Genomic DNA, 13,180 nt, shown 5'->3' with positions numbered 1-13,180 from the left:
GGTAAAAATTTGCTGTTGAAAACGCGATTTCAAACAACTGAGTCTGCATTACACGTTTTAGCCCTTTCGTGTAACGCTTTTACTCATACTTACGCTCTTAATTCTGCGATCGCTTGAATTAACACTTGAGGTTCGATTGGTTTAGGGATATGTCGTTGAAACCCTGCCGCCATTGCCTGCTGATAATTAATTTCTCCAGCATAGGCAGTAAGTGCAATCGCTGGAATCGTGCCTCCCTGCTGCGGTGACAAGGCTCTCACCTGCCGCATCAACATATAGCCATCCACATCGGGCATTCCAATATCACTCAACAATACATCTGGTTTAAATTGAGTCAATGTGGTGATTGCCTCAGTAGCTGTGGCAGTTGCTATCACATTTGCCCCATGTAGCTCTAGTAAGAAGGCAAGAAACTCGCGAGTATTGTCGTCGTCATCTACTACTAAAATTCGGGTGCCTTGCAAATTCAGAGAAGATTCAGATGGTTTCGTGTCTTGTTTCGTTGCCTGTTGATGTAGCATCAGCGGCAGTCTGACTGTGAAGGTTGCCCCTTGCCCAGCACCTAGACTATCTGCCTGCACAGTTCCACCATGCAGTTCTACCAGATAGCGGACAATTGCTAACCCTAGCCCTAGTCCACCAAATCGGCGAGTGGTAGCTGAACTCTCTTGGCGGAATTGATCAAACACATAAGGCAGAAAATCAGGAGGAATGCCAATGCCTGTGTCACGGACTATAATTTGAGCCTGAGCATCAACACGTTCGAGCTGGATGTCTACTCGTCCCCCTTGGGATGTAAACTTAACCGCATTTGTGAGCAGATTCCACACCACTTGCTGTAATCGACCTGCATCTCCTGCAACATATCCGATATCAGGTTCAAACTGGGTGTGAATTTGGATGGACTTTGCTTCAACCGCTAAACGCACGGTTTCCATTGCGGCTTGAATGGTGAATACTAGATCGACTGGTTCGCTATCCAGGCTAAACTTACCGCGCAGAATGCGGGACACATCCAGCAGGTCGTTAATCAGTTGAGCTTGTATTTGGGCATTGCGCTCAATGACTTCTAACGCCCGCTCAGTTTTTTGTTGATCCAACTGGTGACTTCTAAGAAGCTTTGACCAGCCGAGAATGGGGTTTAGGGGTGAACGCAACTCATGGGACACAACTGCTAAAAACTCATCTTTGATCCGATTGGCAGCTTCAGCAGCCTCCCGTGCGGCTTGCTCTTGTTGTAAAATCCGTTCGCGGTCGCGTTCAGCCTGAACACGAGCAGTTACATCCAACACCAGTGATAGCACCGACAGCATCCGTCCTGATTCATCACGTAAACTGGAGTTGTACCATTCGCAGTGGATGACATCACCGCGTTTGGTGTAATTGCGATTGTATGAGAAGACATAAAATTCTTCCCCCACCATCAGCCGCCTCAATACTTCTGCAACCTGTTCGATGTCTTCCTCAAAGACAAACTGTAAATCAGTTAGCAATGTGCCGAGTACTTCATCAGCTTGCCAGCCAAAGAGACGTTCTGCTGCCCCAGACCAGCGCGTGAGCCGAAATTCTTGATCCCACTCAATCACTGCCATTGGGGTGTTCTCAACATGAAAGTTGAGTTTTTGCAGAGCTTGTCTAAGTGCGTTTTCTGTTTGCTTGCGCTCAGTCAGGTCTACATAAAAGGCAATAATTTCTTGTTGTTGATCGTAGGGTTCATCAAGCAGCGCCGCCCCAATGAGAATTGGCACACGGGTGCCATCTTTGCGAATGTATTCTTTCTCAAACGGTGTTGCTACCCCATTAGTTCTTAGTTCTACCATTGCTTGCTCATCCAGTGGCAGAAATTCCGGCGGGGTGATATCTATCCATTGCACCTGTCCCGCTTCAATTTCTTTTCGGGTGTAGCCCATCATCTTCAGAAAATACTCATTGACATAATGAATACCTCCCGTAAAATCCCCAAAGGCAACACCAAACATATTCGATTCCACTAGGCGGCGGAAGCGCCGTTCACTCTCACGCAAAGTAGTTTCGGAACGTTTACGATCGCTGATGTCAATACTAAGACCGTACCAAGATTCAATTTCTCCATCTGTACTACGGTGTGGGAAAGCGCGAAATGCGTGCCAACAGTATTCCCCATCATGGCGACGGTAGCGCACTTCGCCCTCGTAAGTTTCGCCCGTCTGCCGACAATGTTCCCAGTGAGGTAAAATCCGTTCTGCATCGTCTGGATGTATTATTTCTACCCAGCCAAAGCCAACAGCTTCTGCCTCAGTTTGTCCGGTAAATTCATACCAGCGATCGTTGAAAAAGATGATTGTGCCGTCTGGTGAACCGACCCACACCAAAGCAGGTGCAGCGTTAGAAATGGTGCGAAATGCTGCTTCACTACGCTGCAAAGCTTCTTCTGCCTGCTTGTTCTCAGTGATATCGAAGCTTGTTCCTACGTAGCCAAGCAGATCTCCAGAATGGCTGAATCTGGGCATCCCGTAGGAGTCGAGCCAACGATATTCCCCGTCTGCTCGCATGGCTCGAACTTGTGCCTGGAAAGGTTTACGTTCCTGCAACGCTTCTAAATAAGCAGAAATATACTGTCTTGCGTCATCTGGATGTAGCGAGGGTTGCCATCCATTACCCTGAACTTCTTCCAAGGTTTTACCAAAGAAGTTTAGATACGCTTGATTGACAAATTCACAACCACCTTCAACACCATTAAGCCATATTAGGCATGGCGCACAATCTGCTAAAACCCGGAAGCGTTCTTCGCTTTCACGTAGGGCTTCTTCAGCTCGTTTGCGTTCAGTGATGTTTGTGTAGACACCAATGCTTCCCCTGGGCTGACCCGATTCATCAAATAGTGGCACGGCATTTCCGTACAAACTAAACACAGTGTTATCCTGCCGCACCAGTTCGATTTCTACATCGCGTACTTCCACACCATGCTTTGCGGCGTACTCTACAGGAAGCTCATGTCCCTGTAGTTTTCGTCCATTTTGATAAAACTTGTACGGCAATTGAGACTGTTTAGCTCTTGGAGTTACAGCCACATTCGTATCTGTTGGGATTTGTAGCAGCGTTGCATAAGCAGTGTTGACTTTTACTACGTGGCACTCAGGATCTTCTGCCAGCGCAATATTAACTGGAATAACATCAAACAGGGTTTGCAGTTCATCGACCCGACGTTGAAGTGCTTGGGTCAAATTTTGATTTTCTGCTTGGATTGCCTCAAGTTGATGAAAATTTTTACGAAGTTGGGCTTGGGTCGCACGGAGTGCGCCAACCAACAGACTAGTCAGCACTCCTTCAAGAATGAATAGTGCCAACTGGAGTCCACTGGCTTGGTTTAAATTCCAACTGTACTGTGGTTCTAAAAAATAATAATATGCAAACCCAGCAGAAAGAAGCGTTGCCACAATTCCTGGGCTTCGCCCTCCATAGAAAGCACTAATAGTGACTGCACTAAAAAATAATAAAAACCGAGCGTTTGTTAATTGAGCAACAGGGTCAAGTGCCAGCATGAGTAATAAGGCAATCATGACAGATAAGATCGCCACTCCATACCGCTTCAAATATTGAGTTTGGTTCAGCACATTTGCCCCATATTAGTAATCCTTAACCCACCTTCAAGAAACACTAATCATAAAAATTGTCTAATCAGCGTTGACCATCAGCGATATTATTTCAAGCTGATTAGAGGCTTCTGAGTGATTATTGGATTTAAGTTACACCAAGCATAGGCATAACATCAACTGCTGACCCTCCATCTTCCTCAAAAACACTGTGCCGCTTTTCCGCAATACTGGGTTAAAAGATCTGACTGGAGAACTATTGGGGAGATGAGCAAAAATAGCTTCGACATAGATTTTCATCTATTAAAAACTTTAATCAGGAGCGACCGCGCAACAGCGATGCGCGGTTGATGCTCTCAAATCGCTTTATCTGTCTGGATTTAACGTTGCAATTAAGAAATAGCTAATTTTGCATTGCTTAAACCTGTAGACAATCAGCACAGGTATCCAGGTAACAGTTTCCGTAAGACTACCAAAGCGGGAAAACAGATAGGCATGAAAACTTGCTTTTTTCTCACTTAAATAGTACATTTGTTCTATGCGTCCTGGTTCTGTTTCCCCACTTGATCGGTGGGGTTTTTGTTGAGTTTTTGCAGCTAAGTCACTCGTTTTTACTCAAAAACCTGCACTCTCAAAAGTTTTCTCTACCGTGGTCATGCTTTCTTGCCTTCAACCTCTGTACCATATAGAGAGCATCCGGGTTAGCTGCCAGCCATTGCTGCGCTTCCTGTTGTAAAATCAGCGACTGAGATTCTAACATCAGAAGCCGCTCTTGCAGCTGTTCCAGTTTTATCCGCTCCTGCGGCGGCAAGAACAATTTTTCAGTGGTGCAGTATACTTTCACCCAATGGCGTGCCTCCTTACTTGCCTGTAGTTTCAGCCGAATGCTTTGACGGTAGTCTTCTGGAGTAAACGTTTCCACGATTGATGAGCTATACGGTTCTATCGCTGGGACGAGCAGCGAATCTTCAGACCCAGTATCTAATCGTGTAGAAGCTGGTAGTGAAACTGGTACAGACGCTTCATCTCTCAAAGTACATCCATCAGGTAGAGCAATAGCACAACTGCTATCAATTTTGCTATCAATCCTGTTTATTAAATCTGAAATGTTTGATTGACAAAGGTTTTTGAAGTTTGATAAGTCTTGCTTATTGTCATTTTCCGGTTCGCTGCCGGAAGAAAGACATTGGTTTTGCTTATGATTTAAGACATTTGAGATTGTTGAAGAATCTGGAGAATTAAAGCTTGGGAGCGATTGTTGTATTTGATTAATTTCAGCTAGAGGCGTTGCTGGTGGCAACGCTCTAGCTGAAATTAAGTACAAAACCTTCATGTATTGAGGGGGTGTGTAAATCGAGGCTGTTTGTGCATCTTTTCCTTGCCCTGTCTGTATTTCAGCGTCTAGTTCTTCTAACCACGGATCTGGCAGTTCGGCGTATCTTTCCGCCGTGAAATTCGCTGTGTTGCTCTGTGGGCAATTATTTACAGGCTGTTTTGTTGTGGTTTTTTCTTGGTGGTCGGGATGCCATAGCGGTAAATAATTTGGCTTGTGCAGGGTTGTCTGGCTGACTCCTATGCCATACTGGGCTTTGGATGCGGTAATGATTGCTTTGGCGCGATCGCTTGTACGTTCGGGAAATGTTTCTGTGGCTTGTAGCTGTGCGACTATTGCACTTATACGCTCTATTGTCTGTTGCTGCCTTTCTTCGTTGGGGTGCAGAGAGATGATTTTGTTATCATCTACTATGCCAAATTGTTCTTTATAGCTGCTTACTCGTTGCGGGGAACCGGGGTAGGGGGTGTAAAATCCTTCACAGCATCTCGCCCATTCTCTGGCTCTTTGGTCGATTTCGTGTTGGTGGCGACACCATTCTATATATCCTGGTGACTGGCAGGCTGTGATGATGATATAGTCCACTAGGGCTTGTCCGCTTAGTTGGCGAAAGACTATACCATAACAAGCTATGTCTTTGAGTAGTGAGTTGGTCTGTCCGTGTCCTGTCCACCCTGAGCTGATTCTTTCTTCTAGGTCATGCCGCCATTGGTCTATGGCGCTACGCTGACGGTAAGGGAATTTGATGACTTTCTTAAATTTTGCTAGAGCGATCGCTTCTGTTAATGCTGAGTAATCTTGCCCTTTTGCTGACCAGTCGGCGGCATCGAGAAGGTCTTCGATGTCGTCTGACCACGGTTCTAGGATGTCGTCTAGTATGTATGAGCCTGCTTGTAAGGGTAAGCGGTGGGCGTTAAAGCTGCTTGGTCTGCCTTGGCTGTATACTTTGCAGTTGGGGAAGATTTCTAGTTCTCCTGCTTTGATTTTGAAGTCTGCTGCTTCGAGCTTTTGCTTGATCGCGCAGGCTAGGAGGAATGAGGGTTGTTTTTCTTCAAAAAAATAATATATGTGCAAACCGCCACTTTCGCTCGATTGTATGGGGACTGGTCGGCATAGGCCGATTTCTTCTAGACAGCCTAGTAGTTCTTGGTATTTTAAGAGGTGGTTGGCAGGGTGTAGTTTGCTCTTGCGGTCGAGGTCTATTAGCAGGTAGCTGGTTTGTTTATCGAACCGCAATCCTAGTAACACGCTCTGATCTTGGTATTGCTGCCACAAGTTTCTGGGCTGCAAGGGATAGCGGTTTTCTGTTTGCCAATGTGGGCGTTCTCCAACCTTTGGGGTGGGGGCGTAGATGAATCCCCATCCATGATGGAAGTGTGATAGAAACCTCTGCCCTATTGGGTCTAATGGCTCTAGGTTAGGTTTTACTGCTATGTTTGCATTGGCTTTTGCCATTGTTGTCTTCTCCGATGATGATTGCGTTCATCGGAGCTACCCAAGATTTGGGGCGTTTATTAGCATTATCAGTATCAAATATTACCAACAATCGAAAACAAGAGAAGTCAAATTTGCTCTTAAACAGTTGTCCCATTAGAAGGATTAAAATTTTTAACTTGAAACTCTCATGGTTAGTCTTCTATGGTTGATGCCATCTGATAAAGCTGTGCTAACTTTGCCTCAATTACGACCCAGACACTGTTAAACTGAAATTGCTTATTTTTATTGCGGTTGGTTGCCTAATTGCTAACCTTATGTCTGGCGTGTGGGCAGCTAGCCGATTTCTTTTTTTACTTACTGTCCAAAACTGATAAAGCAACTTGTTAAATGCTTGGGGTAGCTTTTGGATAGTAAAGACAGAAGAAATCAGCCCTAGATGTTAGCTCAAGGGTATAAAATGCGGCTTTTAACCGAAAAAGTAAATATGCCACGACTTTCTCCTCATATATGAGGCATCTAGCCGTCAGACTTGTCCCTCAACTATTTTTGGCTCAGTAGTTATTGCCAATACTGGGTTGTAAGTCCAGAGTCGGGATAAATTGTAGCGCTAGATGCCTTTTTTACTTTTTGTCCCAAAAAAGGCATAAAATGTCCCGCCCTGTGTGCTAAGATTGCCAACAGGGTAAGAATGAGTAGTGAGTCCTCAGTCTGGAACAATTTGGTTTGTCGACCGCCAAGTCTTAATAACGCCAAAAATGTTCTATAACGACTCACACCTATTTTGACTATTTGAATATACTGCTCTTGTCGTTTTTGCCTCCTTTGTAAATCGATTTATCTTGGTCTGCAAAGCAGACTTACTCTCGCTAGAGTAGCATGAAAAGCCCCTTGAGCGTATAAAAACAAGCTGATTTCGTCAGTTGCCACCTATTTTGGGTGAGATGTTATTCCAGCAAAACCGACATTTTTTCCTGTAATTTCAACCCCAATAGGTCAGTCATAGTTATTTTTAGGATGTGAGTAGCAGCGTTCATACGACTGCTACTCATATCTTTTTTGTAAAGTTTTATATCTTTCATCCTTACTCCTCGATTTCTTTATCCTTGACTGTCAATAGTTTCTTATATTCTGAAATGGCGTTGCGGTAGGCTTCGTTGTCGCCTGGCTTGGCATCCCATAAGAACAGGATGATATCTGTTTGGTTCCGTTTCGCGTTTCGTAAGCGTTGAATTTCTGCCTGTGCTGACTCATAGGTGAGTTGGAAGCGGGTATAACGTTGGGGCGAAACGAAACGCTGATTTTCTCCTTCTGTAGTGCTATCTGACTTGTGCTGTGGTTGTTTCGCTCTTTTGATGTCCTGTTTCGGCTCTTCCAAAATTTCATGATCATGTGAGCATTCCAGCGTTTCGCTGTCAGGAAACGTCTTTTCGGGCGGCTCTTGGGGTGTGATATCTTCTAGCAGGTCGTACAGGGCAAGCTGTTCGCGGGTGGCCTGTAAGCGTTCGGTTTCGGTGCGAAAGTCAGTGATTTTGATACTGAGCTTGGGTGCAATAATTTGGCGTTCCCCGTCGCTGTCCACTCCTTTGACACGCCCTGTACCAGCTGCTACAGGCTGGTCGCTGTTTGGGTCGGTGGTGGTGTCCAGTTGTACTCGTTGCATTCGCTTGAAAATGTCGAATACGCCAGGGACACCGCCTAGACAATCTTTGGTCAAGTTGTGCGCCACGAAGGTGACAGGTGCTTCCTGTTTACGGCTGAGGGTGTTCGCACTTTTGACGAACTTCCGCAGCAGTTCTTCGTCTTCAATGAAGTCAGAGTAGGTCGTATATTCCTCGCAAAGGACAGTCATAGCCTTACCACGTTGCCACAACTGTGTCCGCCATTGGGCTTCGCTCATGTTGGACTGGCGAAAAGCGTCATAGCGTGCTTGAATTTCGTCCACGTACCACCGCATCATGTGGGCGATGTCAGAGTAAGAACCGTAAAACTCCACGCCCTGCCATTCGCCCTGGTTACTATTGGGGTCGAAGACGATAACGCGGTATCCTTTGAGCTTTTTAAGGAGGGCTAGCAACCGCACGAACCAACTCTTACCGCTGCCCTGGCTACCAAGGATTAACGCGGTATTGCTAATAAATTCCCGCAGGTAGCGATATTCAGGGGTCAGGTTGTTTAAGTCTGCCTGCCACGGGTCGAACACTTGTCTATCCTTTACTTCATGCAGGCGCTCGCAGGCTTCGGCACTTTGTACCTTATCGCCGGGGTTGGCAATGTCAGCCATGCTCTGCCCTGGCAGTGCTGCCGCAGGTGTGCCAGTGGCTTGCTGTAATAGCGATGCCGATTCTATAGAGGATTGCAGGCGAACTTTCTCTTGATACACTGCTAGTTCTTCTGGAGTGAGCATTGCCAATTGACGCTCACGGGCAGTGCGGGTGGCTGCGAATTGGTAAAGCTGGTAGTCGATTTCGGCAGCGTACTCTACTTTGCGCCGCTTCAAACTTTCGGCAATCAGGGCATGGAACCAACTGGTCTTGACTTCCTCTCGATAGCCTGGAAGTTCATGCAGCAAGCGTCCTTCTCGTCCTTTGGATAGTAACAATGCCACACCAAAACACCCAGCCCCTGCCAAGCCCCATAAATATTTTTCTGGGTTGTTGGCGGGTATGGTGCGTAGGCGCGTTGCTTTGGCAGGCAGTGTCCAGCCGTCCTGGTATAGCGGGTTCATCGGTTGCCGTTCCCAGGCGTTGAATTCTGGTTCGGGCATGATGTAACGTTGGTGAGCGTTGCAGTAGTTGCGGGCGTTCCTGCGATTGGTCAGTTTTTGGGGACGAAAACAGTATTCCACTAGGTCGGTCTGTCGTCCGCTAAAGGCGAAGGCACCACATACCAACCCTGCTGTTGTCAGCACGGCGACAATGGCGTTATTCAGTTGACCGTTGCTTTTGAGGCGCTGCAATTCCTGCTTGTCCATCAGTCTAGCTCTCTTCTAGTGTTATCTAGCCCTGCTTTTGACTATTCCCAGCATCAGTAGTAGACCACCCAGAGAGATCGCCAGTGTCAACAACAAGTCATGGCTGGGTGGTTCTGGCTTGACTTCATAAGCCCGCACTTCTACCAAAAACCGCTCTCTGCCGTCTTTGGCTGCTGTCCCTATCTCTCGGTGTTCGGTGAAGGACAACCATAAGGCAGTGCCTACACTTGCAGCTTGGGCGAGGGATAGGAAAAAATCACTGTCAATGCTGGGCTGTCCTTCTGAGTGACGGATTTTGGTTAGGGCGTTGACCAAGAATAAGCCAAACAAAATCCCGCCTAATGTCCCTGCTGCTAGGGCTGGTAATCCCAGTTTGGCTGCTAGATGAACACCGCCATTTACCAGCAGCACCCCTGTCATGGCGGTCAGGGATTTATTCAAGAAGCGGCGGGTGCTGACAATCCCGGCAATTTCTTCGTCGAGTCTCGCCGCATCCAGGCTTAAGGCTGAGTGCGAGTCGAAGGGGTCTTGCAGTTCTGGCTTTTCCCACGTTAAAAAGTCCATATAATTTCGTATTTGAGAATATAAGGGGAGCAGCCGGAGCCTCACCACTCCGGCTGTTTTACTGGTTTACTGGTTTACAGCCCCATTGTGCGGCGGAATCCTTGCCAAACGCGGCTTAAGCCTGCGGTGCGGTGGTAGTTGGGTTTGGGAATACGGTCGGTTTTCGCTTCGCTGCCTTGCGCCCATAATGCTGTGGCTACAGCTTTCTCATAGGCCAGGTCTGCTGCATCCTGAGCATCTGGTACTTTATTGGCAGCTTTGGCTAGGTCTGCTTGGTATTTGGCAACCGCCATTAAATCTGCGGTCGTCCCTTCTATCTGAATCAGGCTCATTCTCTGAGCGTGCCGTGTTGCTTCTGTTGTGCTGGTGTTGACGTTGGCTACTGCTAGTTCTTGCAGTTCGTTGCCCATCCTCTGCTCACCCTGTCGGGCGCTGTAGATGGCTTTCATGGTTTGAGTACCATGCTGCTGGGTCAGTTTTACCAGTTCGGTTAGCGCTTGGTTGTAGTTCCCAGTTGTTTCAATAATCTGACGGTAGGACTCTAGGGCTTTTGGCAGGTTGGTTTTGGCTACTTCTGATAACCGCGCCATGTCTGCAATCTTTTTAATGGTTTCTTGGTCGCCATACACGGCTTTCCTAAAGTCTTCGGAACTGACGGCGAACAATTTCGCCATTGTGTTTAAGGCTCCCGGTGCTGTGCCATAAATATGATCTTTTAGCTTGGCTTGCCCGTAATTCCTTGTGTTCATTGGTAGGATTTGGATAGATAATATTTCGTGTTGCTACCCCTTGTGGGTGGCATTCTTTATTGGTCTTGGTAGTTATCGGCAACGTGCAGCAGATAGGGCAAGGACATTTGAATAATTTGCTGGTCACTCTCCGTGCGTCCCAGGTTCGGTTGGTGTGGGTCATCACTGGCGACGATGTTTGCTGCTGTGTCTGCTAGCCATTGATTAGCACCGCCGTTGAGTAAGGCTTGTTTTGCTGCTGCATATATGCCGGGATTCCATTGATTCTCCCCATTCATCGGTAGTGCCCTCCTCCCTCAATTACCCGTTCTATTAAGGTGATTTGTTCTTTATCCATACTTTGGGCTATTGCCCGCAGGTCGTTATGTCTGCCCAACTCTATGGCTTCTGTGATTTGCACGGCGTTGTCCCAACCGCCCAGTTTATTGGCGTTGGCTAGGATTTGACCAGCAGTAAAATTGTCACTGGGTTGATATTTCAGCATTGCTACCATTTCATTGGTGATTACCAACGCCGGGTTTTCCAGAATTTCTAGGGTCGCTTCTAAGTCGGCTTGCAGGTCAGTCAGGGCTATGAGTGCTGAGGCAAGGTTTGTCTTCAGTTCCGGATGGGCTAGCTGATGCTGGGTTATCTCCAGCCATGTCTGAGATGAGCGGATGTTATACAAGGTTACTAGGGTTGTTCCTAAGACATTTAGTAATTGTTGCGGTGTCATGATTCTTACAACCCTGCCATTTGGGTGAATGGTTGGTTTTGATGTTGGGATTTCACTGGCGGGCGGGGCTGTGGGGTGGGAGTGGTAATAGACAGTGGTTGCCCGCGCAGTCCGGCTATGAGATGGTCGCCGTAACATACCAGCAGGATGCTGAACAGTTGGCTGAGGGTGGTGATGCCTGTCTGCTGCAATATTAATTCCGCTTTCGGTTTGTGTTGTGGGTCTAAGACAATTCGGGTCTGCGTCATGATTTCATACCTTGCTTAGTCAAGATTTGCCATTGCAACGATGTTGAATAGTTGCGGTTGTTCTGGGATTCTAAAGCGGTCTCCCGTTGATTCGCAGATGGGTCTGGCTAAGTCAGCACTACCGCCGACTACTAGCACATGACCTAGTTGCGGCAGGTGGTTTGCCCATTTTGAGCGGATTTCTGCCCGCGCTGCTTCCACCCACTGGCTGGCATAGCGATCGTAAATATTCCAGAAATCGTACTCTCTTGCTGCTCCAATCCGGTAATCCCGGCGCTCTATGGCATCCATGATGTCAATCAGGCTGGGGCTGTAGTCCATGCTGTAGGCTTCTTTTAGCTCTACTGCAATTTCCTGGGCTAATTGTTTGGTTCCGGGCAGTATTACTTCTGCGTCGTGAATTAGTGTGCCGTTGGCTGTGTAAATGCGGGCGATCGCCGTGCCGCCTCCGATATCCCACACGGCGTTTTTGGCTTCTGGATAGGAGAAATAGCCTTGCTGCTTGGCATACATGAAGGCTGGATAGGTTTCATCTATTGGTTCGACTTGTGTGACTGTATAGGCAATCTCCTGCCCGTTGCGGGTAAATTGCGTCTTCTGTGGGTGGTTGGCGATTCGCTGCACGCTGGCCACATCGTCGAAGTCTAGGGTATTGGGCATTGCTAGCACTAGGCGGTCTATGCAGACTTGCGTATGTCCTGAGTTCGGCTCTACTGCTGCTAGTACTAATATTTCTGCCAATTCACATTTGTTCTTCTGGAAGGTCGGCTCACCCCCTAGTTCTTGGGCCAAGCGTCCTATGACGTACCGCTTGCCGTCCACTTCTACCAATACTGTTTGTGCGTCTGGTTTCAGTCGTTTCCATTGGTATTCGCCTACTTCTTTGACGCATGAGGGGATGATTTGCACCTTCCCGGTAGGGTCAATCCATTTCACGAATCGGTTTCCGCCATCAAATACTACAGTTGACCTTAGCTCCCCTGCTGGTGGCTGTGATTGTGCCAATACGGGATTCTTTGCATGACCGTTCCACGGCTGCTTATGTGTTGCTTTCATAGTCGTATCTTTTTGAGTGGAAGTCTTGAATACGCTAGGTTTTAGCTCCTAAAAACCAAGAATGCGTAGGGTTCTACCCGCGTATAAACATAGCCTAACATATATTTATATTGTTCATGAACAATACCCAGAAAAATTTGTCGAAAAAATAGAACACATGCGAATATGGATCGCATGACTAATGAACGCGGCAAAAGAGGACGGGAAGATTACACGCAAATTTCTGGCTATATCCCCAAACGTTTAGCCAAGGCTTTTCGCATTGCCCGTGCTGCCCGCGAAATTACTCAATCTGAAGCACTCGAAGAAATAATCCAGGAGTGGGTAAAACGCAATCTTCCCGCAAATTTTGAATGGGATAGAGAGGAAGAGCGTGATACTTGACTGAATATGACCTGGGTCAAGAACTGGGGTAGAGCGGGTGGCGCAGCGGAGTGTGGGGGGCGGGCTGCCCAGTTGGGGGCCACTCCACTCCTTAAATTATTGCCCGTCCCCCACACCACCCGCTCTAAACGAAGTGCCCCCAGTTCGTCGG

Annotated in this window: 10 protein-coding genes; 1 reads left to right on the top strand and 9 read right to left on the bottom strand. The window is 47.4% G+C overall.

Translation table 11 applies throughout. From position 1 onward, the window contains the following. Positions 1–89: 89 nt before the first annotated feature. The 9 genes from AC5JL8_RS30395 to AC5JL8_RS30355 all read right to left on the bottom strand — a co-directional run bounded on the left by AC5JL8_RS30395 (position 90) and on the right by AC5JL8_RS30355 (position 12,645). Entirely contained in the window at positions 90–3,593 is a 3,504-nt protein-coding gene (locus AC5JL8_RS30395; RefSeq protein ID WP_495883400.1) for a PAS domain S-box protein, read from the bottom strand. A 610-nt stretch (positions 3,594–4,203) separates the two neighbouring features. Then, the gene (locus AC5JL8_RS30390; RefSeq protein WP_495883399.1) at positions 4,204–6,360 is read right to left on the bottom strand and encodes a hypothetical protein; all 2,157 of its coding nucleotides are present in this window, start codon (positions 6,358–6,360) and stop codon (positions 4,204–4,206) included. Positions 6,361–7,423: 1,063 nt separating this feature from the next. Further along, positions 7,424–9,313, bottom strand: a complete 1,890-nt coding sequence (locus tag AC5JL8_RS30385) for a helicase HerA domain-containing protein (RefSeq protein ID WP_495883398.1) — start codon at positions 9,311–9,313, stop codon at positions 7,424–7,426. Between the two features lie 21 nt (positions 9,314–9,334). Continuing rightward, on the bottom strand, positions 9,335–9,877 hold the full coding sequence (locus AC5JL8_RS30380; protein ID WP_495883397.1) for a hypothetical protein: 543 nt from the start codon (positions 9,875–9,877) through the stop codon (positions 9,335–9,337). A 74-nt stretch (positions 9,878–9,951) separates the two neighbouring features. Continuing rightward, positions 9,952–10,626 carry a hypothetical protein gene (locus tag AC5JL8_RS30375; RefSeq protein WP_495883396.1) on the bottom strand — a complete coding sequence of 225 codons (675 nt, stop codon included), beginning with the start codon at positions 10,624–10,626 and terminating at the stop codon, positions 9,952–9,954. Positions 10,627–10,682: 56 nt separating this feature from the next. Further along, positions 10,683–10,904 (bottom strand): hypothetical protein, encoded by a 222-nt coding sequence (locus AC5JL8_RS30370; RefSeq protein ID WP_495883395.1) that lies wholly within the window; start codon positions 10,902–10,904, stop codon positions 10,683–10,685. Further along, positions 10,901–11,341, bottom strand: a complete 441-nt coding sequence (locus tag AC5JL8_RS30365; RefSeq protein ID WP_495883394.1) for a hypothetical protein — start codon at positions 11,339–11,341, stop codon at positions 10,901–10,903. Before AC5JL8_RS30365 ends, AC5JL8_RS30370 begins: the two co-directional genes overlap by 4 nt. Positions 11,342–11,346: 5 nt before the next feature. Next, positions 11,347–11,589 carry a hypothetical protein gene (locus tag AC5JL8_RS30360; RefSeq protein WP_495883393.1) on the bottom strand — a complete coding sequence of 81 codons (243 nt, stop codon included), beginning with the start codon at positions 11,587–11,589 and terminating at the stop codon, positions 11,347–11,349. Positions 11,590–11,604: 15 nt separating this feature from the next. Next, on the bottom strand, positions 11,605–12,645 hold the full coding sequence (locus AC5JL8_RS30355) for a ParM/StbA family protein (RefSeq protein WP_495883392.1): 1,041 nt from the start codon (positions 12,643–12,645) through the stop codon (positions 11,605–11,607). A 165-nt stretch (positions 12,646–12,810) separates the two neighbouring features. On the opposite strand from AC5JL8_RS30355, the gene AC5JL8_RS30350 reads away from it, so the two are divergent. Then, the gene (locus AC5JL8_RS30350; RefSeq protein WP_495883391.1) at positions 12,811–13,029 is read left to right on the top strand and encodes a hypothetical protein; all 219 of its coding nucleotides are present in this window, start codon (positions 12,811–12,813) and stop codon (positions 13,027–13,029) included. Positions 13,030–13,180: the final 151 nt, after the last annotated feature.

The organism is Mojavia sp. (assembly GCF_059505145.1).
This window is presented reverse-complemented; position numbering and strand designations above follow the sequence as displayed.

Coding starts and splice junctions, on each gene's coding strand:
- AC5JL8_RS30355 (WP_495883392.1), bottom strand. CDS start 12,645: ATGAAAGCAACACATAAGCAGCCGTGGAACGGTCATGCAAAGAATCCC.
- AC5JL8_RS30385 (WP_495883398.1), bottom strand. CDS start 9,313: ATGGACAAGCAGGAATTGCAGCGCCTCAAAAGCAACGGTCAACTGAAT.
- AC5JL8_RS30360 (WP_495883393.1), bottom strand. CDS start 11,589: ATGACGCAGACCCGAATTGTCTTAGACCCACAACACAAACCGAAAGCG.
- AC5JL8_RS30370 (WP_495883395.1), bottom strand. CDS start 10,904: ATGAATGGGGAGAATCAATGGAATCCCGGCATATATGCAGCAGCAAAA.
- AC5JL8_RS30350 (WP_495883391.1), top strand. CDS start 12,811: ATGGATCGCATGACTAATGAACGCGGCAAAAGAGGACGGGAAGATTAC.
- AC5JL8_RS30390 (WP_495883399.1), bottom strand. CDS start 6,360: ATGGCAAAAGCCAATGCAAACATAGCAGTAAAACCTAACCTAGAGCCA.
- AC5JL8_RS30375 (WP_495883396.1), bottom strand. CDS start 10,626: ATGAACACAAGGAATTACGGGCAAGCCAAGCTAAAAGATCATATTTAT.
- AC5JL8_RS30365 (WP_495883394.1), bottom strand. CDS start 11,341: ATGACACCGCAACAATTACTAAATGTCTTAGGAACAACCCTAGTAACC.
- AC5JL8_RS30380 (WP_495883397.1), bottom strand. CDS start 9,877: ATGGACTTTTTAACGTGGGAAAAGCCAGAACTGCAAGACCCCTTCGAC.